The sequence below is a fragment of the Marinibaculum pumilum genome, from assembly GCF_042646425.1.
GTDB lineage: Bacteria > Pseudomonadota > Alphaproteobacteria > Ferrovibrionales > Ferrovibrionaceae > Marinibaculum > Marinibaculum pumilum.
Genome location: NZ_JBHRTR010000028.1, coordinates 543,551 through 566,820, shown reverse-complemented (window position 1 = coordinate 566,820; position 23,270 = coordinate 543,551). Strand labels below are relative to the sequence as shown.

The 23,270-nt window shown below is 69.3% G+C and carries 25 protein-coding genes; 11 read left to right on the top strand and 14 right to left on the bottom strand.

Annotated elements, in window-relative coordinates:
• Nucleotides 1-38: 38 nt before the first annotated feature.
• Both ACFOGJ_RS15275 and ACFOGJ_RS15270 read right to left on the bottom strand, forming a co-directional pair.
• Nucleotides 39-812 carry a ZIP family metal transporter gene (locus tag ACFOGJ_RS15275; protein WP_379901895.1) on the bottom strand — a complete coding sequence of 258 codons (774 nt, stop codon included), beginning with the start codon at nucleotides 810-812 and terminating at the stop codon, nucleotides 39-41.
• A 57-nt stretch (nucleotides 813-869) separates the two neighbouring features.
• The gene (locus ACFOGJ_RS15270; RefSeq protein ID WP_379901893.1) at nucleotides 870-1,160 is read right to left on the bottom strand and encodes a DUF2218 domain-containing protein; all 291 of its coding nucleotides are present in this window, start codon (nucleotides 1,158-1,160) and stop codon (nucleotides 870-872) included.
• A gap of 187 nt (nucleotides 1,161-1,347) precedes the next feature.
• Between ACFOGJ_RS15270 and ACFOGJ_RS15265 the strand changes: the two genes are divergently transcribed.
• The 3 genes from ACFOGJ_RS15265 to ACFOGJ_RS15255 all read left to right on the top strand — a co-directional run bounded on the left by ACFOGJ_RS15265 (nucleotide 1,348) and on the right by ACFOGJ_RS15255 (nucleotide 4,472).
• Nucleotides 1,348-2,460, top strand: coding sequence for a hypothetical protein (locus ACFOGJ_RS15265; RefSeq protein ID WP_379901891.1), 1,113 nt, complete (start codon nucleotides 1,348-1,350; stop codon nucleotides 2,458-2,460).
• 120 nt (nucleotides 2,461-2,580) lie between these two features.
• The gene (locus ACFOGJ_RS15260; RefSeq protein WP_379901889.1) at nucleotides 2,581-3,933 is read left to right on the top strand and encodes a TRAP transporter large permease; all 1,353 of its coding nucleotides are present in this window, start codon (nucleotides 2,581-2,583) and stop codon (nucleotides 3,931-3,933) included.
• 2 nt (nucleotides 3,934-3,935) lie between these two features.
• A complete protein-coding gene (locus tag ACFOGJ_RS15255) occupies nucleotides 3,936-4,472 on the top strand; it encodes a TRAP transporter small permease (RefSeq protein ID WP_379901887.1) in 537 nt (178 codons plus the stop codon).
• 33 nt (nucleotides 4,473-4,505) lie between these two features.
• On the opposite strand, the gene ACFOGJ_RS15250 is transcribed toward ACFOGJ_RS15255, so the two are convergent.
• From ACFOGJ_RS15250 to phnG, 11 genes are all read right to left on the bottom strand, one after another.
• Complete coding sequence (locus tag ACFOGJ_RS15250; protein WP_379901885.1) at nucleotides 4,506-5,651, bottom strand: alpha-D-ribose 1-methylphosphonate 5-triphosphate diphosphatase; 1,146 nt, start codon at nucleotides 5,649-5,651, stop codon at nucleotides 4,506-4,508.
• Nucleotides 5,644-6,363, bottom strand: coding sequence for a DUF1045 domain-containing protein (locus tag ACFOGJ_RS15245; protein WP_379901884.1), 720 nt, complete (start codon nucleotides 6,361-6,363; stop codon nucleotides 5,644-5,646). Before ACFOGJ_RS15245 ends, ACFOGJ_RS15250 begins: the two co-directional genes overlap by 8 nt.
• A 56-nt stretch (nucleotides 6,364-6,419) precedes the next feature.
• Nucleotides 6,420-7,262, bottom strand: a complete 843-nt coding sequence (gene phnE, locus ACFOGJ_RS15240) for a phosphonate ABC transporter, permease protein PhnE (protein WP_379901882.1) — start codon at nucleotides 7,260-7,262, stop codon at nucleotides 6,420-6,422.
• 108 nt (nucleotides 7,263-7,370) lie between these two features.
• Nucleotides 7,371-8,378, bottom strand: coding sequence for a phosphonate ABC transporter substrate-binding protein (gene phnD / locus ACFOGJ_RS15235; RefSeq protein ID WP_379901880.1), 1,008 nt, complete (start codon nucleotides 8,376-8,378; stop codon nucleotides 7,371-7,373).
• 42 nt (nucleotides 8,379-8,420) lie between these two features.
• Nucleotides 8,421-9,338 (bottom strand): phosphonate ABC transporter ATP-binding protein, encoded by a 918-nt coding sequence (gene phnC / locus ACFOGJ_RS15230; protein WP_379901878.1) that lies wholly within the window; start codon nucleotides 9,336-9,338, stop codon nucleotides 8,421-8,423.
• Nucleotides 9,339-9,371: 33 nt separating this feature from the next.
• Nucleotides 9,372-10,193, bottom strand: coding sequence for a phosphonate C-P lyase system protein PhnL (gene phnL / locus ACFOGJ_RS15225; protein ID WP_379901875.1), 822 nt, complete (start codon nucleotides 10,191-10,193; stop codon nucleotides 9,372-9,374).
• Between the two features lie 4 nt (nucleotides 10,194-10,197).
• Nucleotides 10,198-11,010: a phosphonate C-P lyase system protein PhnK gene (gene phnK / locus ACFOGJ_RS15220; RefSeq protein ID WP_379901872.1), complete on the bottom strand. Its 813-nt coding sequence runs from the start codon at nucleotides 11,008-11,010 to the stop codon at nucleotides 10,198-10,200.
• Nucleotides 11,007-11,879, bottom strand: coding sequence for an alpha-D-ribose 1-methylphosphonate 5-phosphate C-P-lyase PhnJ (locus tag ACFOGJ_RS15215; protein ID WP_379901870.1), 873 nt, complete (start codon nucleotides 11,877-11,879; stop codon nucleotides 11,007-11,009). The genes phnK and ACFOGJ_RS15215 overlap by 4 nt, the downstream gene beginning before the upstream one ends.
• Entirely contained in the window at nucleotides 11,863-13,044 is a 1,182-nt protein-coding gene (locus ACFOGJ_RS15210) for a carbon-phosphorus lyase complex subunit PhnI (protein ID WP_379901868.1), read from the bottom strand. The genes ACFOGJ_RS15215 and ACFOGJ_RS15210 overlap by 17 nt, the downstream gene beginning before the upstream one ends.
• On the bottom strand, nucleotides 13,035-13,676 hold the full coding sequence (gene phnH / locus ACFOGJ_RS15205; protein ID WP_379901866.1) for a phosphonate C-P lyase system protein PhnH: 642 nt from the start codon (nucleotides 13,674-13,676) through the stop codon (nucleotides 13,035-13,037). Before phnH ends, ACFOGJ_RS15210 begins: the two co-directional genes overlap by 10 nt.
• Nucleotides 13,676-14,149 carry a phosphonate C-P lyase system protein PhnG gene (gene phnG / locus ACFOGJ_RS15200; RefSeq protein WP_379901865.1) on the bottom strand — a complete coding sequence of 158 codons (474 nt, stop codon included), beginning with the start codon at nucleotides 14,147-14,149 and terminating at the stop codon, nucleotides 13,676-13,678. The genes phnH and phnG overlap by 1 nt, the downstream gene beginning before the upstream one ends.
• 79 nt (nucleotides 14,150-14,228) lie before the next feature.
• On the opposite strand from phnG, the gene phnF reads away from it, so the two are divergent.
• The 8 genes from phnF to ACFOGJ_RS15160 all read left to right on the top strand — a co-directional run bounded on the left by phnF (nucleotide 14,229) and on the right by ACFOGJ_RS15160 (nucleotide 22,362).
• On the top strand, nucleotides 14,229-15,062 hold the full coding sequence (gene phnF, locus ACFOGJ_RS15195) for a phosphonate metabolism transcriptional regulator PhnF (RefSeq protein WP_379901862.1): 834 nt from the start codon (nucleotides 14,229-14,231) through the stop codon (nucleotides 15,060-15,062).
• A gap of 108 nt (nucleotides 15,063-15,170) precedes the next feature.
• Nucleotides 15,171-16,220: a TRAP transporter substrate-binding protein gene (locus ACFOGJ_RS15190; protein WP_379901861.1), complete on the top strand. Its 1,050-nt coding sequence runs from the start codon at nucleotides 15,171-15,173 to the stop codon at nucleotides 16,218-16,220.
• Nucleotides 16,217-16,780, top strand: a complete 564-nt coding sequence (locus ACFOGJ_RS15185; RefSeq protein WP_379901858.1) for a TRAP transporter small permease — start codon at nucleotides 16,217-16,219, stop codon at nucleotides 16,778-16,780. Before ACFOGJ_RS15190 ends, ACFOGJ_RS15185 begins: the two co-directional genes overlap by 4 nt.
• A 28-nt stretch (nucleotides 16,781-16,808) precedes the next feature.
• A complete protein-coding gene (locus tag ACFOGJ_RS15180) occupies nucleotides 16,809-18,128 on the top strand; it encodes a TRAP transporter large permease (protein WP_379901855.1) in 1,320 nt (439 codons plus the stop codon).
• Between the two features lie 144 nt (nucleotides 18,129-18,272).
• Entirely contained in the window at nucleotides 18,273-19,394 is a 1,122-nt protein-coding gene (locus ACFOGJ_RS15175) for a polyamine ABC transporter substrate-binding protein (protein WP_379901853.1), read from the top strand.
• A 37-nt stretch (nucleotides 19,395-19,431) separates the two neighbouring features.
• Complete coding sequence (locus ACFOGJ_RS15170; RefSeq protein WP_379901851.1) at nucleotides 19,432-20,565, top strand: ABC transporter ATP-binding protein; 1,134 nt, start codon at nucleotides 19,432-19,434, stop codon at nucleotides 20,563-20,565.
• A 10-nt stretch (nucleotides 20,566-20,575) separates the two neighbouring features.
• Nucleotides 20,576-21,484: an ABC transporter permease subunit gene (locus tag ACFOGJ_RS15165; protein ID WP_379901848.1), complete on the top strand. Its 909-nt coding sequence runs from the start codon at nucleotides 20,576-20,578 to the stop codon at nucleotides 21,482-21,484.
• The gene (locus tag ACFOGJ_RS15160) at nucleotides 21,481-22,362 is read left to right on the top strand and encodes an ABC transporter permease subunit (RefSeq protein WP_379901845.1); all 882 of its coding nucleotides are present in this window, start codon (nucleotides 21,481-21,483) and stop codon (nucleotides 22,360-22,362) included. Before ACFOGJ_RS15165 ends, ACFOGJ_RS15160 begins: the two co-directional genes overlap by 4 nt.
• On the opposite strand, the gene ACFOGJ_RS15155 is transcribed toward ACFOGJ_RS15160, so the two are convergent.
• Complete coding sequence (locus tag ACFOGJ_RS15155) at nucleotides 22,342-23,229, bottom strand: isocitrate lyase/PEP mutase family protein (RefSeq protein WP_379901843.1); 888 nt, start codon at nucleotides 23,227-23,229, stop codon at nucleotides 22,342-22,344. The genes ACFOGJ_RS15160 and ACFOGJ_RS15155 overlap by 21 nt on opposite strands.
• Nucleotides 23,230-23,270 lie beyond the last annotated feature (41 nt).

The following is a 23,270-nucleotide window of genomic DNA, read 5'->3' as shown; positions in this document are numbered from 1 at the left end:
GCACCATCGGCAGAGCCGGGCGGGGCGTCAACGGCCGGCTATCCCAGCACCACCTCCAGCACCATCATGGCGGTCAGGCCGATGGTCAGGCCGGCCGTGGCCAGGCTGGCGCTACCCCGGCGATGGGTTTCCGGAATGATCTCATGGCTGATCACGTAGATCATCGCGCCGGCGGCGAAGGCGAGCGCCCATGGCAGGACGGGCGCGGAGATGCTGGCACCGGCCGCCCCGATCAGGCCGCCCACGGGTTCGACCAGACCGGTCAGCGCGGCCACGCCGAACGCGTAGAGACGGCCATAGCCCTGCGCCAGCAGCGCCACGGCCACGGCAAGCCCTTCCGGCGCATTCTGCAGGCCGATGCCCATCGCCAGCGCCGTTCCGTCGGCGACACCGCCACCGGCAAAGCCGACGCCGACCGCCAGGCCTTCCGGGAAGTTGTGGATCGTGATGGCGATGACGAACAGCCAGATGCCCTTCAGGGCATGCGCCTCCGGCCCCTCATGCCCCTTGGTGAAATGCTCGTGCGGTACCGCCTCGTTGGCAAATGCGACGACGGCCGCGCCCAGCAGCAGCCCGCTGGCGGCGATCGCCGCCGCCAGCAGGACATTGCCGTACAGCCCTTCCGCGCGCTCGATCGCCGGGATCAGCAGGGAGAAGAAGGAGGCCGAGAGCATGACGCCCGCGGCGAAGCCCAGCAGGGCGTCGCTCGCCCGCGCCGAAACCGTGCGCCCGAGCAGCACCGGCAGGGCGCCGACGGTGGTCATCAGGCCCGCGGCAAGGCTGCCCAGGACGCCGAGAAGCAGTACATCCATCCTGGGCGCGGATTATGCCCGTCCGGCCGCCGCCGGCAATGCCGCCGGCGGCGGCGGTCAGAGGGTGATGGTCCGCCAGTTGATCGCGATCTCGTCCCCCGGCTGCTGGTCGGGGAAGTTCTGTTCCACCAGGCGGCGCAGTTCGGAGACGACCTCCTCCTGCTCGCCGCTGCAGGCAATCACCAGCCGCTCGGTATCGGCCTGCAGGTCGCAATGCCCGCCCCTGATGTCGAAATGGGCTTTCAGCCCGCCATCGCCCACGACCGCGGGTTCGGACAGGCGCACCGCCAGTTCGGCCAGATAGCCGCTGGCATGGGCGGTGCGGATGCTGGTCTCGCTGCAGATCATCGCTGCACTCCTGAAATCGTTGCACCCGGCAACAACACCGGCCCGGCAGCAATCGATCCCCGGCGGCGATGCGTCCTGTTGTCGCCGGACACCGGCGATGCCGCTTGATGCTTGCTGGCCGACCAGCAAAGATGCCTGTGTACGACGATGCCGGGACCGAACCCGGCCGACTGGAGGAGGAAGCCCCATGCCTGGACTCTTTTCGCGACGATTGCTTGCCGCCGGCGCCTTTGCCCTGGCCGCGGCCACGGCGCCCCTGGCCGCGGCATCGGCAGAGGAGATGAACCTGATCATCTCCTCCGCCCTGCCGCAGAAGCATATGTGGGTCGGCCAGCACATGGACCCCTTTGCCGACCGGATCGAGAAGGCGACCGACGGCCGCATTGCCTTCGACCGGTATTATGCCGGCGAACTGGTGTCCGTCGGTCGCGAATATGACGGCCTGACCGGACATACGATCGACGTGTCCGCGCCGTTCCTGGCGCCCTACCAGGAAGGCATATTCCCGCTGTCCGACGTGTCGCAGCTGCCGACCCTGGGCACGGATTCGCCGATGATCACCCGCGCCTTCCAGAAGCTGCTGGACAGCGACGTGGCACTGCAGGACGGCAAGACCTTCTACCAGCTGGAACTGACCGACAACGGCCTGGTCGGCTGGCCGCTCGGCGCATCGCAGCCCTATGCGATCTCCACCACCGGCAAGGTGCTGGACGACCCGTCCGACTTCCAGGGCCTGCCGGCACGCGCCGGTGCGACCCTGCATGTGATCGGCGTGGAGCAGCTGGGCGCCACCTCCGTCTACATGCCGGCGGCGGAGGCCTATGAGGCCCTGTCCCGCGGCACCATCGAGGGGATCCTGCTGTCGATCGGCGACTGGCGCTCCTATTCGGTGCAGGAGCTGCTGAAATACACCATCACCGGTATCAACATGGGCAGCTGGGAAAGCTATCTGGCGATCCGCCAGGACACCTGGGACGAAATGCCCGACGACCTGAAGAAGGTCTGGGACGAGACCGCCCGCCAGGCCGCCCTCGACAATGCCGCCTATGTGGTGAAGCAGGACGAGATCATGATCGACGAGGCGAAGAAGGACTACGACGCCAGGTTCGTCGACGTGAAGACCCTGTCGCCGGAGATGCAGGCGCATATGGCGCAGGCGGCGACCAATACCTGGAAGGTCTGGATCGACAAGATGGAGGAGCAGGGCGAGCCCGGGCTGGCGACGGCACGGCTCTGGGCGAAGCTGATCACCGCCGAAGGCGGCCAGCTGCCCGACGGGGTGGAGAAGATCCTGCAGTAGCGGGGCCAGACCGCGAAGCGGTCCGCCGGTGCCTTCCCGTCACGAAGGCACCGGCCGACCGCGCCTGCCCTGCCCGGGCGCCTGCGGGCGTCCCGTCACCTGCCGAGGAACCTCCAGCCGATGGACGTCTGGCTGATCATACTGATCTTCGCCGCCTGGTTCGCCCTGTTCATGCTGCTGGGCCAGAACGTGGCGACCTGCATGTTCGGCGCCGGCCTGCTCGGCATCTTCCTGCTCAAGGGCAGCCGGGTGCTCGACGGCATGGTGGCGACGAACATCTTCTACACCACCTCCACCTTCTCGCTCTCGATCATCTCGCTCTACCTGCTGATGGCGAATTTCCTGATGCGCGGCGGGGTGGTCGTCGACCTGTTCCAGGTCGCCTACCGGCTGAGCGGCCATCGGCGCTTTCCGCTGGGCGTGGCGACGATCTTCTCCGGCGGCCTGCTGGGCGCGGTCTCCGGTTCCGGATCCGCCACCGCGGCGGCGCTGTCCACACTCGCCTCGCCGCAGCTGGAGCGCTACGGATATTCCAAGGACCTGGCCATCGCCACCGCCGCCGCCGCCGGCTCGCTGTCGGCGATCATCCCGCCCAGCCTGATCATGATCTTCTACGGCTCCCTGACCCAGGTGCCGATCGGCCACATGTTCATGGGCGCGATCGTCCCCGGCCTGGTCTGCATCAGCGCCTATATCGGCTGCCTGGCCTATCTGGGCTGGCGCGAGGGCAACCGGATGAAGATTCCGCCGGCCACCGCGGATGGCGGCACGACGACAAAGGGTGAGGCGGCCGACGACCCCGCCCTTGCCACGGTGAGCGGCCGCAGCCTGTCGGCCTTCATCTTCGTCGTCGCCCTGATGGTCGTCGTCTTCGGCGGCATCTATGGCGGCGTGGTCACCGCGGGCGAGGCCGGCGCGGTCGGTGCCTTCGCCAGCCTGGTCGGCATGGTGGTGATGCGGCGGATCGGCTGGCGCGACTTCTGGCTGTCGCTGGAGGATGCGGTGAAGGTCACCGCGATGATCCTGGTGCTGGTGATGGGGGCGGAGATGTTCGGCCGCTTCCTGTCCTTCAGCCAGGTGCCGCGGGAACTGGTCGACCTGGTGCAGCCCTTCATCGACCAGCAGATGCTGATCATGCTGGTGCTGCTGGCGATCTTCTTCCTGTTCGGCATGGTGCTGGAATCGGCTGCGGTGATGGTGCTGCTGATCCCGATCTTCCTGCCGATCCTGGACAGCGCCCAGGTCGACCAGCTGTGGTTCGGCGTGATGGCCTGCTTCATGATCTCGCTGGGCCTGATCACGCCGCCGGTGGGCCTGTCGGTCTATGCCGCCTCCACCGCGACACGGCATCCGGTGGAGCGGATCTTCCGGCCCGCCTTCATGTTCGCGCTGTTCGCCGCCCTGATCGGCGTGGCCGCCATGCTGGCGGTGCCGGAGAGCATCACCTTCCTGCCCGGGCGGATCGGCCAATGAGCATGTCGGGACCAGACGACGCGGAACGCCGGACATCCGCCTTCACCCGCGGCCTGACCCTGGCGGAGAACCGCATCGCGCAGTACGGCGCGGGCACCTGCCTGGCGGCGATGATGCTGGTGATCGTGATCTCGGTGCTGGGCCGCTACCTGCTGGCGGCGGACCTGATTCCGGGCGCCTACAACATCATCGAGCGGGTGCTGTTCCCGCTGATGGTGTTCTGGGCGATCCCGATCGCCCACCGCGACGGCACCTTCCCGCGCCTCACCGTCCTGGTGGACCGGCTGGGCCCGCGGGCACGGCTCGCCGTCTCCGTCTTCGTGCTGGCGGTGGAACTGGTGATCTACCTGATCCTGTTCCGCTTCGTCTTCGAGTTTGCCTGGGAAGGCGTCGCGCGGGAGCGGATGATGCGCATCGCCACCGAGACTTGGCCGGTCTATCCGATCCTGGTCATGGTGCCACTGTCGTTCGGGCTGATGGTGCTGGAGATCGCACGCCTGCTGTGGCGCGACGCGCGGATGCTGGCGGGCCGGGGCTGAGGCCGAAGACGGGCTTGCCGGACGGCGGGCGACTCAGGCCACCCGACGCCCCTCCCGCCAGACGCCGCGGACCACCGGGTGCCCCTCGGTCAGGCGCACACGGATCAGGTCGGCGCGGCGCCCTTCTGCGACCTCGCCGCGATCGTCCAGCCCGGCGGCCTGCGCCGGGTTCAGGCTGACCAGCCGCACCGCCGCCGGCAGGTCCATGTCCGCAACCTCGTCGGCCAGCTGGAACACCGCCTGCAGCAGGCTGCAGGGCACATAATCCGAGGACAGGATGTCCAGCAGGCCGCCCGCAGCCAGGTCGGCGGCCGCGACATTCCCGGAATGGGAGCCACCGAGGACGACGTTCGGCGCCCCCATCAGCACCTTCAGGCCGTGTCGCTGCGCGGCGGCGGCAGCTTCCCGGGTGGTGGGGAATTCGGCGATCGCCGCGCCGTCGGCCACCGCCTCCGCCACATGACCCTCGGTCGCGTCGTCATGACTGGCCAGCGCGATGCCGCGGTCCCGTGCGCCGGCGACGATGCCGCGGCGATGGTCGGCCGCATAGCGCCGGTGCTGCTCCTGGCGCATGGCGATATAGTCTTCCAGTTCCGCCGCGGTCATCCCCGATTTGCCCATGTAGTAGGTGCGGTAGGCATCCATGGACACGAACTGCCGCTGTCCCGGCGTGTGATCCATCACCGAGATCAGGCGGACTTCCGGCCGGGTTTTCATCCGCTCGAAGCCGGTCAGGGCGTCCGCGGCAGAGACCTCGCAGCGCAGATGCACCAGATGCTCCGCGCGCAGCATGTCGGCCGCGCCGGCACGGCCGATCGCCTGGGCCAGCACCTCGGCGTCGCTCGCGATGTCGGAATCGACATCGCCGCCGACCCGCAGCGCGTCGAACACGGTGGTGATCCCGGCGCCGGCGATCTGCGCGTCATGGGCCAGCACGGCCGCCAGCGGATTCCAGCGCACCTTCGGCCGCGGCGTGAAATGCGGCTCCAGATGGTCTGTATGCAGTTCCACCAGGCCGGGCAGCAGGAAGTCGCCGCCCAGATCCTCCACCACGCCGTGTGCCGCCGCGGCGCCCACCGCCGCGATGCGGCCGTCCTCGACGGTCACCTCGCCTTCGAGGATACGGTCGCGGGCGACGATGCGGGCATTGGCGAAGGTCAGGTTGCGGCTGTCAGGCATGTCTCATGTTCCGAACGGCGCCGGCGTCGCTGCCGGCAAGAAAAGGAAAGCGACGATGATGGTGGAACGGGCCGCCGGGCGCGGGCTCCGCGAAGATGGTCAGGGCGTCGAGCGATACCGGGCGGTCAAGCGCGCCAGCGAAATGCGCCTGCAGGGCGGCCAGCACGCGGCTGCGGCGGGGCTCCTCCAAACGCTCCGAAAGGGTCATGTGGAAGCGGAATTCGTCCATCACATAGGGATAGCCCCAGCGCTGCAGAAGAGCCTCCTGCCGCGGGGTCAGGCCGGCGGCGCGACGCCGCGCCAGCTCCGCTTCCCCCGGCGGCGCGCGGAAGTCTTCCGCGACCTCTACACAGGCGGCCGCCAGGGCATCGACCTCCGGCAGCCGGGCCGCCGGCCGCAGCGCCAGGAAGCCCTGGATGCTGCCCAGTTCCAGTGGCAGGGAGAACGGATCGGTCCGCGCGGCCAGGGCGGCGACGGCCGCCTCCAGGCCGGCGATGTCGCGACCCCGCGCCAGCTGTAGCGGCGGCGCCAGGGTGGCATGAAAGCCGTAGCGTCGTGGCGAGCGGGTCACCGCCGCCAGCTCTTCCGGCGGCAGTCTGGTCGCGGGCTGCGCCGCCGCGGCCCCTGTCAGGGCGTCCCGGCCCAGCCAGGCAGAGCCCAGGGCGTGCAGCGGATGCTGCGCCGGCGGGGCGTAGTAGATGGCGTAGCGCATGCTCGATCGGTCGTTTGGCGCGGCGTGTTGGGACAGCGGGGCCGGATGGCAGAGACTCAGATCACCCGCTTCCGCAGGTACTGGGAGATCAGGTCGATGATCGACACCGTGACGATCACCACCAGCAGGATGGTCGCGCTTTCGGCATACTGGAAGCCGCGGATGGATTCGAACATCACCTGGCCGATGCCGCCGGCGCCGACAAGCCCCAGCACGGTGGCGGACCGGGTGTTGGATTCGAACCGGTAGAGGGCATAGGAGATCCAGAGCGGCAGGACCTGCGGGATCACGCCGTAGACGACCTCCTGCACCTTTCCGGCACCGGTGGTGCGGATCCCCTCCACCGGGCGCGGGTCGATCGCTTCCACCGCCTCGGAGAACAGCTTCGCCAGCACGCCGGTGGTATGGACGAACAGCGCCATCACCCCGGCGAAGGGGCCCAGGCCGACCGCCACCACGAACAGCACGGCGAAGACCAGTTCGTTGATCGCGCGGAACGCATCCATCAGCCGGCGCACCGGCTGCACGATCCAGACCGGCGCCATGTTGCTGGACGACAGGATGCCGAACGGCACCGAGGCGATCACCGCCAGGACCGATCCCCAGACCGCGATCTGCACGGTCAGGATCATCTCCTCGATATAGTAATCCAGGTGGCGGAAGCTGGGCTCCATGAAGCCGCCGGCATATTCGGCCATGTTGCCGGCGTCGGAGAACAGGCTGATCCAGCGGTACATCTCCGCCGGCGACCAGCTCCAGCCCAGCACCAGAAGCAGCGCGACCCAGACCAGCAGGTTGTACGCCGTGCGTCCCCAGTCCCGCGGGGGAATCTCGACCGGCGCCGGGCCTGCGCCGCTGCCGGACGCCGAGATGGCGGATGGACCACTGGCCTGCTGCACCTGCCACTCTCCCGTTGTCGGGGCCGCCCGGCCCGGGGACGGCGGCTCAAGAAAGAAGGGGAGCCCCGCAAGGGGGCTCCCCGCCGCGATTGCGGATCGTGCCGGCCGTCAGGCCTGCGGCACCTTCTCCATCAGCATCTCGTACTTGGCCTTCTCGGCCTTGAGGGTCTTCAGCTTCTCTTCCTTCTCCGCCGCGGACATGCCTTCGTCGGCCTCGATCTTGGCCATGTCCTTGCTGATCGCCAGCACGCGGATCGGATAGAGCTGCGCATCGGAGGAGGGCCGGAACGGCGCCCACTGCAGACCGGTCAGGATCTGGCGCTCCTGCTCGACTTCCTCGGGGCTGCCGATCCGGCCGAAGGTCATGATGAAGGTGTAGACCTTGTCCTTCATCGCCTGGTCCAGGTCCTTTCGCCAGACCAGCGGGTCGGACGGGATCAGCGGCGACTGCCAGATCACCTTGATCTTGGCGCGGGCCTCCGGCGCGGTCTTCTCCAGCCGGCGCATGTTCTCGGTGTTGTTGGTGGCGAAGTCGACCTGGCCGGCGGCAACCGCCATCAGGTTCGCCTCGTGGCTGGCATTGGTGACCGTCTTGTAGCACTTGCGGGGATCGATGCCGCGCTGCGCATAGACGAAGGTCGTCGGCACCAGGAAGCCGGAGGTGGAATTCGGGTCGCCCAGGCCGAAGGTCAGCGACTGGTCGCAGGCCAGGACGTCCTCGAGCTTCGACAGCGGGCTGTCCTTGTGGGTGATCAGCAGCGACCAGTAGCCGGGATTGCCCTCGGAATCGACGGTCTGCGCGAAAACCTCGCCGCCGGCGCGGTCGACGGCTTCCATCGCCGACTTGTTGCCGAACCAGGCGACATCGACCTTGCCGAAGCGCATGCCCTCGATCACGCCGGCATAGTCGGAGGCGAAGAAGGGCTTCACCTCCATCCCGGTCTGTTCGCTCATAGCGGCCAGGAAAGGATCCCAGATGGTCTTCAGGTTCTGCGAGGATTCGGTGGAGATGATGCCGAAGTTGATCACTTTCGCATCGTCCGCGGCGGCGACCGTGCCGGTGCCGGCCGCCATCAGCAGGGCAGCCGCGGCAGCCCCCTTGAAGAACGCGTTCATCGTTCGTCTCTCCCCTCGGTTTGGACGACAGTTCGACGTGGGTCAGGTGCGGCCGGCCGCGACCTCGAGCGTGTGGCGGGCCGGCCGCATCGGGACGGCCAGGGCCGCCGCGGCGGCCTGTCCCGCCGGCGCCCCGGCGCCGGCGCGCGCCCCGGCCGGCGCCGGGGCAGCATCGGTGAGGCCGGGCAGGATCAGTTCCTCGCTCGCATCGCCGTAGATCTCCCGCAGCCGCGCGGCGGTGAGATCGGTGGAGGCTCCGTCGAACACCACCTCTCCCGCCTTCAGCGCGATCGTGCGGGGACAGTACATGCGGGCATATTCCACCTGGTGGAGGGAGACGATCACGGTCATCCCGTCTTCCCGGTTCAGGCTGGCCAGGGTCTCCATCACCCGCCGCGCCGAGGACGGGTCGAGGGAGGCGATCGGCTCGTCGGCCAGCAGCACCCGGGCACCCTGGATCAGCGCCCGCGCGATTGCCGCGCGCTGCTGCTGCCCGCCGGACAGGGTTCCGGCGCGGGCGCGGGCCTTGCCCTCGATGCCGACCCGGGCCAGGGCCTGCATCGCCAGCAGCTTCTCCTGCCTGGTGAACAGTCCCAGGGTGCCGCGCCAGGCCGGAATGCTGCCCAGCATGCCGACCAGGACGTTGGTCATCACGCTGAGCCGGCTGACCAGGTTGAACTGCTGGAAGATCACGCCGATATGGCGCCGCAGCGCCTTCGCCCGCGGCGTGAGTCGGCCGTCCTGCTGCATCGGCTCGCCGCCGATCGCGACGCAGCACAGCTCCGACCGGTCCGCCTGGACCAGGCCCGCGATGTGCCGGATCAGGGTGGACTTGCCGGAGCCGGAGGCGCCGATCAGGGCGATCATCTCGCCCGAGCCGACGTCGAAGCAAACATCGTCCAGCGCCCGGTAGCCGCCCGGGAATGTCTTCGACAGGCCTTGAATGGAAATCGCCGCCATGGTCCGTCCCGGTCCTTGCACTCGCGCGCGATCCTACTGCCGGTCGATGACAGGCACTTGTCGCTTTTGTTGCAGATCCGTTGCGCTTTCATGTCTCCCGGCTTCATATCCGCCGGCAAAGCCGGTGACGTCGAGGCGGCGGATCGGCAGGCCGCCCAGCGCCGCATCGTCGTGCACGATGGCCACCATGGCCGCGCCGCGCGCCAGCGCGTCCTGCAGCAGCGCCACGACGGCGGCGCGGTTCTCCGCGTCCAGCGACGCGGTCGGTTCGTCGAGCAGCAGCACCGGATAGGGCGCCGCCAGGCCGCGGGCGATGTTCACCCGCTGCTGCTCGCCGCCGGAGAAGGTCGCCGGCGGCAGCGACCAGAGCCGCTCCGGCAGGTTCAGCGCCCGCAGCAGGTCGCGCGCCCGCGCCTTCGCCGCATCCGCGTCCATGCCGAAGGCCAAAGCCGGCTCCGCGACCACGTCCAGCACCGGCACCCGCGGGATCACCCGCAGGAACTGGCTGACATAGCCCAGGGTCCGGCGGCGGATTTCCAGCACCTGCCGCGGGCCGGCGGTGGCGATGTCGACCATCGCCCCGTCATGGCGCAGGCGGATGCTGCCTGCGGCCACACGGTAATTGCCGTAGATCATCTTCAGCAGGCTGCTCTTGCCGGCACCGGACGGGCCGGCGAGCAGCAGGCATTCGCCCTCGGCGAGGTCGAAGCCCGCATCGGCCAGCACCGGCAGCACGGTGCCGCCGCGCAGGTGCAGGGTGAAGCTCTTCGCCACCCCGCGCAGCGACAGGACGACATCCGCCCCGGCCTGCAGGTCGGGGCCCGGGGCTGCGGGGGCTGGCATCGTGGCGGTCATGGCCCTATCCCTGCAGGATCGACGCGACGAGAAGCTGGCTGTACGCATGCTGCGGATCGTCGAGCACCTGGTCGGTCAGGCCCGCCTCCACCACCCGGCCGCGGCGCATCACCAGGATGCGGTGGGACAGCAGGCGTGCGACGGCCAGGTCGTGGGTGACGATCACTACCGCCAGCCCCATGCCGGCGACCAGGCCGCGGATCAGGTCCAGCAGCCGGGCCTGCACCGAGACGTCCAGTCCGCCGGTCGGCTCGTCCATGAAGACCAGCCGCGGCCCGGTGACCAGGTTGCGGGCGATCTGCAGCCGCTGGCGCATGCCGCCGGAGAAGGTCTGCGGCAGGTCGTCGACCCGCTCCCGCGGGATCTCCACCCGGTCCAGCCAGTCCAGCGCGGTGCCGCGGATATCGCCATAGTGACGGGCACCGAGCGCCATCAGCCGCTCGCCGACATTGGCGCCGGCGGAGACGCCCATCCGCAGGCCGTCGCGGGGGTCCTGGTGCACGAAGCCCCAGTCGGTCCGCGCCAGCCGCCGGCGCTCGGCCTCGGCGACAGCATGGATGTCGACATCGCGCCCTGTCGCGGTCCGATACGACACTACGCCGGCGGAAGGTGTCAGCAGGCCCGACAGGCAGCGCAGCAGGGTGGTCTTGCCGGAGCCCGACTCGCCCACGATCGCCAGCACCTCGCCCGGCCAGAGGTCGAAGGAGATCTCGGCACAGGCCAGATGGCTGCCGAAGCTGCGGCCGATGCCCCGCACCGACAGGACCGGCGCATCGACCGCCCCGGCCGGCGCCTCCGACAGCGTGGCGGCGCTCATTCCGCGGCCTCCCCGGTACGTCCGGCTGCCTGGCGGCGCCCGCAATGGTCGGTGTCGGAACAGACGAACATGCGCCCCCCGGCATCGTCGGTCACCACCTCGTCCAGGAAGGAATCCCGGGCGCCGCAGAGGGCGCAGGGCGCGTCCCAGCGCTGCACGGCGAAGGGATGGTCCTCGAAATCCAGGCTGACGACCTTCGTGTGGGGCGGGATCGCATAGATCCGCATCTCCCGGCCCGCGCCGAACAGCTGCAGTGCCGGGCAGTCGGCCATCTTCGGATTGTCGAACTTCGGGATCGGCGAGGGATCCATCACATAGCGGCCATCGACCTTTACCGGATAGGCATAGCTGGTCGCGATATGGCCGTGGCGGGCGATATCCTCGTACAGCTTGACGTGCATCAGGCCGTATTCCTCCAGCGCATGCATGCGCCGTGTCTCGGTCTCCCGCGGCTCCAGGAAGCGCAGCGGCTCCGGGATCGGCACCTGGAAGACCAGCACCTGGTCGTCGCGCAGGGGCGCCTCGGGGATCCGGTGCCGGGTCTGGATCACGCTGGCCGCCGCCGTTTCCTCGGTCACCGCCACCCCGGCGGTACGCCGGAAGAAGGCGCGGATCGAAACGGCGTTCGTGGTGTCGTCGGCGCCCTGGTCGATCACCTTCAGCACGTCGTCCGGGCCCAGGATCGCGGCGGTCACCTGCACCCCGCCGGTGCCCCAGCCGTAGGGCATCGGCATTTCGCGGCTGGCGAACGGCACCTGGTAGCCGGGAATGGCGATCGCCTTCAGGATCGCGCGGCGGATCATCCGCTTCGTCTGTTCGTCCAGATAGGCGAAGTTGTAGCTGGGATCGCGCTCAGTCGGCGGCTGCATCGTGCGCCTCCCCCCGACCGGTCGCTTCGCTGTCTGTGGCCTTGCTGTCGGCCGCTTCGTCTTCCTGCGCCGCGTGCTCGGCCCGGAGCCGGCGCAGCAGCTCCAGCTCGGACTGGAAGTCGACGTAATGCGGCAGCTTCAGATGCTCCACGAAGCCGGTCGCCTGGACATTGTCGGAATGGGCCAGGACGAATTCTTCGTCCTGCGCCGGCGCCACCCGTTCCTCCCCCAGCTCGCCGGCGCGCAGGGCGCGGTCGACCAGCGCCATGGACATCGCCTTTCGCTCGGCATGGCCGAACACCAGGCCATAGCCGCGGGTGAAGCGCGGCGCGGCGCCATCGGCGCCCGCGAACTGGTTCACCAGCTGGCATTCGGTCAGCTCCAGATCGCCGATCTCGATGGCGAAGCCCAGCTCCTCGACCTCGATCTCCACCGCCACCGTGCCGACCCGCAGCTCCCCCACGAAGGGATGCGTCCGGCCATAGCCGCGCTGGGTGGAATAGCCGAGCGCCAGCAGGAAGCCCTCGTCGCCGCGGGCCAGGTTCTGCAGCCGCAGCGGCCGGTCGGCGGGATAGGTCAGCGGATCCCGGGTCAGGTCCGGCACCGGTGCCGCATCGGCATCCGGGTCGGCCGCCTCCGGTTCCACCAGGCCCTCCCGGCCCAGGATGTCGGCGACCCGCGGCATCGCCGCCGCCCTTTCCTGTCCGGCTGCGGGTTCCGCAGCCGCGGACGTGGCCGCACCGCCATCCGCATCCGCTTCGGCCTCGAGGGCGAAATCCAGCAGGCGGTGGGTATAGTCGAAGGTCGGCCCCAGCACCTGGCCGCCGGGCAGGTCCTTGAAGGTGGCGGAGATCCGCCGGTCGATCTGCATGCCGGCGGTATCCACCGGCCGGCTGGCGCCGAACCGCGGCAGGGTGGTGCGATAGGCCCGCAGCAGGAAGATCGCCTCCACCAGGTCGCCGCGCGCCTGCTTGATCGCCAGCGCCGCGAGACGGCGGTCGTACAACGCGCCCTCGGCCATCACCCGCGCGACCGCCAGCGCCATCTGCTGCTCGATCTGGTCGACCTGCAGCTCCGGCACCTGCGGATCGCCGCGGCGACGCCGGGCCAGCAGCTCATGGGCGTTCCGGATCGCGGCCTCGCCGCCTTTCGCCGCTACATACATGCCGTCACCCCGTCGGCCGGAGCGCCCGCTGCAACCGCCGTCGAGCGCGGCAGCGCGGCCACCGCCGTGGCGGCGGCAAGGAGGATGTCGACGCCGAGCGGGAAGCGGCCCCGGTTGGCGGCGCAGCGCCCGGCCATGTCGGCCGGCAGCGGCCGCGGCGCGATGCGCGCCGGTGCGGCCAGCCCCGGCCCGGAGAGGATCAGCGGCGGCCCGCCCTCCAGCGCGTCGACCTGCAGGATCAGGGTGGCGGAGCGGTCCGGATAGTCCGGATCGCCCTGCGCGAAGCCGGCCAGAGGCGGCAGGGCCGCCGGGTCGGCAATCAGAGCGAAGCCGGCATCGCCCGGGGCGGCAGCCAACGCGGTGCCGGTGTGGAAACGCAGCCAGGCGCCGACCTCCGGCGCCGCCGCCAGGGCAGGGTCCAGCCACAGGCTGGTCTCTGCATCGAGCAGCGCCAGCGCGATCGCCGCCGCGGCCGGCTGCAGCGGCGGCGGCGCCTCCACTGCCAGCGGCATCGGCTGCGCGCTGCCAGGCCGCGCCATCGCATTCATCACCGCCCGGAAGACGGCCTGCGCATCGAACACCGGATCGGCAAGACCGCCGCGCGCCAGCGCAGCCGCCATCGGGTCGGCCATCAATCCTCTCCCCGTACCAGGGTGAAGAATTCGACCTTCGTCGCGGCCACCTCGGCGGCGCGGCGGTGCCGCGCGCCTGCCTGCACGGCCGCCAGGGGCTCGACGACGGCTCGGCGCAGCTCGTCGCGGCGGTCCGGGTCCTGCAGCAGGGCATCGACCAGGGCCGCGATCTCCGCCTGCCGCTTCTGGCGACCCAGAACATAGGCGGTGCCGACCCGGCCGCAGTCGGTGCGCAGGGTGCAGCGGGTCACCGTCGCCTCGCCGACATTGAACGGCCGGCCGGTGCCGCCCATGCGGCCGCGGACCATGGTCAGGCCGATTTCCGGTCCGCGAAGGCACGTGAAGGCCGGCGCGCCGCCCTGCCGGGCGACATAGCCCCGCCATTGCGCCGCAAGGCTGTCGGGCGCGGCACGCGCCAGCACGCCAAGCGCGGCGCGCCGGATCTCCTGTTCCGTCTGCAATGGATCTGTCATTCCAACTCGACAAATCTAAAGATATCATCCAGTCATCTAGATGCTTGGACCGACCGTAGCAGGACTGTGTGACAGCCAGATGACTCCCCCGCCTGCCCACTTCCCCGACGATCTTGCCGCCGACAGCCTGTCACCGGACGAAGCCGCGCCCGCCGGCGTCTCGTCGGAAGAGCGGCCGGAGGACGACAGCCTTCCCTTGCGGCGCGGTGGCGGCATCGCGGTCTGGCAGCAGATCGTCACCCTGCTGCGGGCGGAGATCGCCGGCGGCGGGCATCCGCCGGGCACGCAGCTGCCGACGGAGGCGGCCCTGGCGCGGCGCTACGGGGTCAATCGGCATACCGTGCGGCGCGCTATCGCCGTCCTGGCGGAAGACGGGCTGTTGCGGGTGGAGCAGGGCCGCGGCACCTTCGTCCAGCCGCAGTTCCTCGACTACGAGATCGGCCGCCGGACCCGCTTCTCCGAGATCATCGCCCGTCACCGCAAGGAGCCTTCGGGCCGGCTGATCGCCTCGGCCGAGGTCGCCGCCGATCCCCGTGTGGCGGAAGCGCTGGAAATTCCTGCCGGTGCGCCCTGCCTGCGGCTGGAGACCCTGCACGTGGCCGACGGCACGCCGCTCAGCATCTCCACCAACTGGTTCCCGGTGCAGCTGGCGCCGAACCTTCTGGCCGCCTACGCGGAGACCGGCTCGATCACCCAGGCGCTGCGGCGGGACGGCATCGCGGACTATATGCGCCGGCAGACCCGGATCACCGCGCAGGCGGCCGGGGCGGAGGATGCCGCCCTGCTGCGCCAGCCCCCCAGCCGGCCGCTGCTGGTGGCGGAAAGTATCAATGTGGACCCCGACGGCCGGCCGATCCAGTATGCCGTCACCCGCTTCGCCAGCGACCGGGTGCAGATCGTCCTGAATAGCTGAAGCCGGCGGCCCCGGCACGCCATGAAGAGCCGCACGCCCTGAAGAGACTGTATCTGCAAGCCACCCTGTGCGATGAATGGCACGGTCGTGCAGGTGGGAGGGAGTCAGATGCGCAACCGACGCGGGTTCATCGCCGCGGCATGGTGGCTAGCCCTGGCGGCCGGCCTGGTCGCCGGCGGAACCGCTGGCATGGCGCAGGCCGCCGACAGCACGACGCTGCGCATCGGCCACTTCCTGCCGGTCCAGTCGCTGACCCACAGCAACCTGTTCGTGCCCCTGGCCGAGGGCCTGACCGCAGAATCCGGCGGCCGGCTGGAAGCGAAGGTCTATCCGGGTGGCTCGCTGGGCCGCAATCCTGCGGCGCAGCTGCAGCTGGTGCTGGACGGGGTGGTCGACCTCGCCTTCCTCGTGCAGAGCTACACGCCGGGGCAGTTCCCCGACAATTCCCTGATGGAGCTGCCGCTGGTGATGAGCGGTACGCGCGAAGCCGCATTGGTGCATCAGCGCCTGTTCGAGCGCGGCCTGCTGCGCGGCTATGACGGGGTCAAGGTGCTGGGCCTCGGCACCACCTCCGCCTACGGCCTGCACCTGAACTTCCCCTATGCCTCGATCGACGACCTGAAAGGCCGGAAGATCCGCGCCGCGACCGGGATCCAGTCGGAGATCATCGAGGCGCTGGGCGCCACGCCGGTCGGCGGCATCCCGGTGACCCAGACCGCGGAGGCGCTGAGCCGCGGCGTGATCGACGGTACCCTGCTGGGCTGGGAATCGATGGCCACCTTCCGGGTGACCCCGGTCACCACCCACCATGTCGAGATCCCGCTGGGCTTCACCCCGCTGATGGTCGCCATGAATCGGGCGAAGTACGACGCGCTGCCGGACGACCTGAAGGCCATCGTCGACAGCTATTCGGGCGAATGGATCGCGGAGCGGATGTCGGCCAATTATGAAATCCAGGGCGAGAAGGCGCGCAAGGAAGCGATCGACAGCGGCAAGAACAACGTCATCACATTGTCGGACGCGGAGCGGGCACAATACCGCGCCGCCCTGCAGCCGATCATCGACAAATGGGTCGCCGGCCATCCCAACGGGGCCGCGCTGATGCAAGCCCTGGACGAGGAAAAGGCACGGATCGAACCGGCCGGCAGGAAGGGATGACGCCGCCGCGGAACGCGGACAGCCCGGCGGCCGGGCCGCCGGGCCTGCGGCTCTACACGGCCACCGTGACGGCGGCGCGGCTGCTCTCCTGGCTGGCCGTGCTGGTGCTGCTGGCGGCCTCGCTCGCGATTTCGCTGGACGTCACGCTTCGCTACCTGTTCGCCAGCCCGATCCACGGACTGGAGGACATCGTCGCGCTGATCGTCACCATCGCGGTGGCGGCCTGTTTTCCGGCGGCCTTCGCATTGCGCACCAACATCACCGTGCGCATGCTCGGCAAGGCGCTCGGGCCGGCGGCCGCGATGCGGCTGGAGCTTTTCGGCCAGACGGTCGGCTTCGTGTTCATCCTCCTCGTCGCCTGGCAGCTTGTCGTCCATGTCGGCGACATGGCCGGCCGGGTGACCTTCATCCTGGGCCTGCCGGTGCAATGGGCCTGGCAGGTCGCCGCCGGGCTCGCCATCATCGCCGCCGCCGTCCAGGCGGTGGTGGTCTTCGTCCATCTCACCGCCGCGGTCACCGGACGGCCGTTGCCGGCGGCGGCGGCCCTGCACGGCGAATGAGCCGCCGGACCGCCGCACGGGGCTGACCATGGATCCCCTTCTCGTCGTCGGCCTCGGCCTCGCCGGCATGTTCCTGCTGATCGCCCTGCACGTGCCGGTGGGCGTGGCCATGGGAGCCACCGGGCTGGTCTGCTTCTGGTTGCTCGACGGCGATTTCAACCTGGCCTTCAGCATCCTGAAGACCGAGACGCAGGGCGCGCTCTCCAGCCTGGAACTGGCGGTGATCCCGCTGTTCCTGCTGATGGGCGGCTTCGCCACCGCCGCCGGCATGTCCACCGACCTCTACCGCCTGGCGCAGAGCTGGCTGGGCCATCTGCGCGGCGGGCTGGCGCTCGCGACCATCGGCGCCTGCGCCGGCTTCGGCGCCGTATGCGGCTCTTCCATCGCCACCACCGCGACCATGACGAAGGTCGCGCTGCCGGAAATGCGCGCGCGCGGCTACGCGGCCCGCCTGGCTGCCGGTGCGATCGCCGGCGGCGGCTCGCTCGGCATGCTGATCCCACCGTCGATCCTGATGGTGCTCTACGCCATCCTGACCGAGCAGTCGGTGTTGAGCATGTTCGCCGGCGCCGTGGTGCCCGGCGTGCTGGCCGTGCTGCTGTACATGGCTGCAATCGCCGTCCATGTCCGGCTGTTCCCCGCAGCCGCGCCGCGCAGCGAACGACAGCCCTGGCGCGACCGGCTCCAGGCCTCGGCGCGCAGCTGGCGGGTCGTGGCCCTGGCCTTCGTGGTCTCCGCCGGGATCTATGGCGGCGCCTTCACCGTGTCGGAAGCAGCCGCGGTGGGCGGCGCGCTGGCCTTCCTGTTCTACCTGGTCGGCCGCGGCCGCAGCCGCGCCAGCCTGCTGGAGGTGCTGGGCGACACGGCCGGCACGACGGCAATGCTGTTCGTGGTGATCATCGGCGCCTCGACCATGAGCTATTTCGTGACGATCTCCGGCGCGCCGGGTGCGATCGTGGACTGGATCCGCGATCTTGGGCTGCCGCCGCTCGGCGTCATCGCGATCCTGGCGGTGATGTTCGTCTTCCTCGGCTCGGTGTTCGACACCACTGCCGGCATGGTGATCACCCTGCCCTTTGTCTATCCGCTGATCCTGGAACTGGGCTACGACCCGATCTGGTGGGGCCTGGTGATGATCGTGCTGATCGAGGTCGGCATGATCACCCCGCCGATCGGGCTCAACGTCTTCGTCCTGCACGGGATGGCCCCGGACCTGCCGCTGGGCGAGATCTTCCGCGGCATCGTCCCCTTCCTGATCGCCGACATCCTGCGGCTGGTCCTGCTGATCCTGTTCCCGCAGCTGGTGCTCTGGCTGCCCGGCCTGCTGGGGCTCGGCAGCTATTATTGAACGGGCCGGGCCGCGATCGTCGGTGCCCTACTGCTTTTTTGCCCTTGATACCGACATTTTCCCCGATACCGTGTCGGGGTCGCCTTTCACCCGGCCCGCCGCGGCCGGCACCCGGACGGGTTTCGGGAACTGGAGCATCCGCCAATGACCTCTCGCCTCTCGCTCATTGCCCTGCTGACCGGCGCGGCGCTCGCCGGCACGGCCCTTCTTCCCGGACTGCAGGCGGACCTGCGGGCCCAGGACAAGGGCGTGGTGAACGTGTTCAACTGGTCCGACTATGTCGCCGAGGACACACTCGCCAATTTCACCAAGCAGACCGGGATCGCCGTCAACTATGACGTGTACGATTCCACCGCGGTCGCCAATGCCAAGATCGGCGCCGGCTCATCGGGCTACGACATGGCGGTGCTGGCCGGTGTCGACCTGCAGCGGATGATCGCCTCGGGGGCGCTGCAGCCGATCGACACCGCGAAGCTGAAGAACTACGGCAATCTGGACCCGAAGCTGATGCAGCGGCTGGCGCGACTGGACCCGGGTAACAAGTACGCCGTGCCCTACATGTTCGGCACCGTGGGCATCGGCTACAATGTCGACAAGGTGAAGGAGCGCCTGGGCGGCGAGGTGCCGAACAGCTGGTCGCTGGTGTTCGACCCCACGGTGGCGTCGAAGCTCGCCGATTGCGGCATCAGCCTGCTGGACGAGTCCAACGAGGTCTACGGCGCCATGCTCGCCTATATGGGCGCCGATCCGCTGACCACCGACATCGCCGAATTCGAGAAGGCCCATGCGGCGCTGGAGAAGGTCCGCCCGCATCTGCGCGACTTCAATTCCGGGCAGTACATCTCCGACCTCGCCAATGGCGAAGTCTGCGTCGCTATGGGCTATAACGGCGACATCCTGCAGGCGCGCGACCGCGCGGGCGAGGCGAACAACGGCGTCAATGTCAGCTTCATGATGCCGAAGGAGGGGCTGAGCCTCTGGTTCGACCTGATGACCATGCCCGCCGGCGCGCCCAATCCCGACAACGGCCTGACCTATATCGACTATATCCTGGAGCCGAAGGTCGCCGCCGACATCACCAACTACGTCTTCTTCGCCAACCCGAACACGAAGGCCTATGAATTCGTCAGCGAGGACGTGAAGACCGACCCGGCGGTCTACCCGACCCCGGAAGTGCTGGAGAAGACCTTCGTCCTGCAGGAGCTGCCGCCGCAGGTCCTGCGCAGCCTGAACCGGCTCTGGACCCGGCTGAAGGCCGGTCGCTGACGGCGCGCCGAGGGGGGCACCCGGCGGCGGCGGGAACATGGCCGAACGGCAGGATCCGGACGGGGCGGCGGACAACGCCTTCGTCCGGATCCGCAACCTGACCAAGAGCTTCGGCGGCTTCACCGCCGTCGACGACGTCTCCCTCGACATTGCACGGGGCGAATTGTTCTGCCTGCTGGGCGGCTCCGGCTCCGGCAAGAGCACCCTCCTGCGCATGCTGGCCGGCTTCGAACGGCCGACCTCCGGCAGCATCGAGATCGACGGCACCGACATGTCCCGGGTGGAGCCCTATGCCCGCCCGGTGAACATGATGTTCCAGTCCTATGCGCTGTTCCCGCACATGAATGTGCGGCAGAACCTGGCCTTCGGCCTGCGCATGGACCGGGTCGGCCGGGCGGAGATCCGCCGCCGGGTGGCGGAGATGCTGGAGCTGGTGAAGCTCGGCCCGTTCGGCGACCGCAAGCCGCACGAACTGTCCGGCGGCCAGCGCCAGCGGGTCGCGCTGGCCCGCGCCCTGGTGAAGCAGCCGAAGCTGCTGCTGCTGGACGAACCGCTGGGCGCGCTGGACAAGAAGCTGCGGGAGGAGACACAGGTCGAGATCATGCGCATCCAGAAGGAGCTGGGCATTACCTTCGTCGTGGTCACCCACGACCAGGAGGAGGCGATGACCCTGGCGACCCGGATCGGCGTCATGAACTATGGCGAGATCGTCCAGATCGGCGATCCCTACGACGTCTACGAATATCCCAACAGCCGCTTCGTCGCCGACTTCATCGGCACCGCCAACATGTTCCTGGGCCACCTGGTGGAGGACGAGGCGGACTACGCGGTGATCGATTGCCCGGCCTCGGGATGCAGCTTCTATGTCGACCATGGCATCACCGCCGCGCCCGACCAGGATCTGGCAGTGGCGGTGCGACCGGAGAAGATCCGCCTGGCGAAGCCCGGCACCGAGATGCCGGAACATGCGCCGCACAACCAGGTACCGGGACGGATTGCGGAGGTCGCCTATATGGGCAGCCATTCCGTCTATCACGTCGCGATCGCCGGCGACCGGCGGCTGACGGTCAAGCGGCCCAACGAGAACCGGCGCGGCGACGACCAGTTCGATACCGGGGAAGAGGTGCTGGTCCTGTGGGACGCCTACGCCCCGGTCGTGCTGACCAGCTAGGAGCGGGCCGGTGCCGGAGCAGAGCAGCGCCCGCCTCTCCCTGCCGCTCTGGAAGCGGGTCTTCATCGCCCTGCCGACCGCCTTCCTGGCAATCTTCTTCCTGCTGCCCTTCCTGGTGGTGCTGCAGATCTCCCTCAGCGAAGCCGATTTCGGCGTGCCGCCCTACCGGCCGCTCTTCAGCTGGGCCGAGCAGGGCGTGCTGCAGGTCACCCTGTTCTTCCGCAACTTCACCTTCGTCGCCGGCGACGCCCTGTACCTGGCGGCGCTGGTCACCTCGCTGAAGGTGGCGGCGATCTGCACCGCGATCTGCCTAGTGATCGGCTATCCGGTGGCCTTCTACATCGCGCGCGCGCCGGAGGGCCTGCGCAACCTGCTGCTGCTGGCGGTGATCCTGCCGTTCTGGACCTCGTTCCTGCTGCGGGTCTATGCCTGGATGGGCTTCCTGAACAATTCCGGGCTGATCAACAACGCCCTGATCTGGCTCGGCCTGACCAGCGAGCCGCTGCAGATGATGCGCACCGACGGCGCCATCTACCTGGGCATCGTCTATTCCTACCTGCCGTTCATGATCCTGCCGCTCTACGCGAACCTGCAGAAGCTGGACGGCACCCTGCTGGAGGCCGCCGCCGACCTGGGCGCGCGGCCCCTGCGCACGTTCCTGCACATCGTCCTGCCGCTGTCGCTGCCCGGCATCCTGGCCGGCTCGCTGCTGGTCTTCATCCCCGCGGTGGGCGAATTCGTCATTCCGGAACTGCTGGGCCCGGCGGACAACCTGATGGTCGGCCGGGTGCTGTGGAACGAGTTCTTCCTTAACCGCGACTGGCCGGTCGCCTCCGCCATCGCGATGCTGCTGCTGGTGATCCTGGTCCTGCCGATCATGTTCCTGCGCAACACGCAGCAGGCGGAGGTGCGGAAATGACCGGCCGCGGGAGCGCCCTCGACGGTTTCCCCTGGCGGCACTACCTGCTGCCCGGGATCACCATCCTGGTCTTCGTCTTCCTCTATGCGCCGATCGTGTCTCTGGTCGTCTTCTCCTTCAACGAGAACCGGCTGGTCACCGTCTGGTCCGGCTTCTCGTTCAAATGGTACGCCAGCCTGCTGCAGGACCGGCAGATCCTGAACGCCGCGCGGGTCAGCCTGGAGGTCGCCGCCCTGTCCGCCAGCCTGGCGGTCGTGCTGGGCACCCTGGCCGGCATCGCGCTGGCCCGCTTCGGCCCGTTCCGCGGCCGGCTGCTGCTGACCGGCATGGTGACCGCGCCGCTGGTGATGCCGGAGGTGATCACCGGCCTGTCGCTGCTGCTGCTGTTCGTGTCGATGGAACAGCTGATCGGCTGGCCGGCCGGACGCTCGGCCACCACCATCACCATCGCACATGCCACCTTCGCCATGGCCTATGTCGCGGTGATCGTGCAGTCGCGGGTGGTCGACCTGCAGTCCGACATCGAGGATGCCGCCGCCGACCTGGGTGCGCGGCCAATGCAGGTGTTCTTCTGGATCACCCTGCCGATGATCGCACCGGCCCTGGTCTCCGGCTGGCTGCTGGCCTTCACCCTGTCGCTCGACGACCTGGTGGTGGCCAGCTTCACCGCCGGGCCGGGCTCCAGCACCCTGCCGATGGTGATCTTCTCCAAGATCCGGCTGGGGGTGAGCCCGGACGTGAACGCTTTGGCGTCGATCCTGATCTTCCTGGTCGGCATCGGCGTCGGCATCGCCGCCTGGCAGATGCGGCGCGCCGCGGCCAACCGCGCGCGGCGCGCCGACGAGGCGGCGCAGCAGCTACGCGCCGGCCGCCACTGAGGCACCTGCCGCGGCCCCGGCCGCCGGCGCGCCGGCGGCGACCAGCATCGCCTCGATCGGGGCCACCTTCATCGCCTTGCCGGCGAAGGTGAAGCGGCCCTCGTCCAGCATTTCCCGCGCGGCGGCCACCACCAGGCCATAGGCCAGGCGGGCCGGCGCGCTGCCGGTGCTGATCCGCGCCACGCCCAGCGCCGTGAGGTCGGCCACGGTCAGGTCCCAGCCCGCCAGCCCCATCACCACATTCACAGGCCGGTCCACCGAGGAGACCACGGCACGGATCTCGTCCCGCGTCTTGAGCCCCGGGGCGTAGAGCACGTCCGCGCCGGCCTCCTGGTAGGCCTGCAGCCGTCGGATCGTATCGGCAAGGTCGGGCCGGCCATGCAGGAAGTTCTCCGCCCGGGCGACCAGCTGGAACGGCACCGGCTGCGCCCGGACCGCCTCGGCCGCGGCGCGGATCTTCTCTGCCGCCAGGCCGATATCGTAGATCGGCGTCACCGAGCCGGGCACGGCATCCTCCAGCGAGGCGCCGGCCAGGCCCGCGGCGATCGCCCGCCGCACCGTTTCCGCCGCGCTTTCCGGCGTATCGCCCAGGCCCCGCTCCAGGTCGGCGCTGACCGGCAGGTCGGTGACCGCGGCGATGTCGGCCGCATTGGCCAGCACCGTCTCCGGGCCGGTGGTGCCGGCGGGAACGCCCATGCTGTGCGCGAAACCATGGCTGGACGTCGCCAGCGCCTCGAAGCCGGCCGCCGCCATCAGCCGCGCCGAGCCGCGGTCCCAGGCATTGCCGATCACGAAGGCGCTGCCGCCCTGCCGCACCCGCTGCTGCAGCGCGCGCAGCGCCAGGGCCTTTTCCATCAACGTCATCATCCCGCTCTCCCTTGTCGGTGGGACCCGGGTGGTAGCCGCCC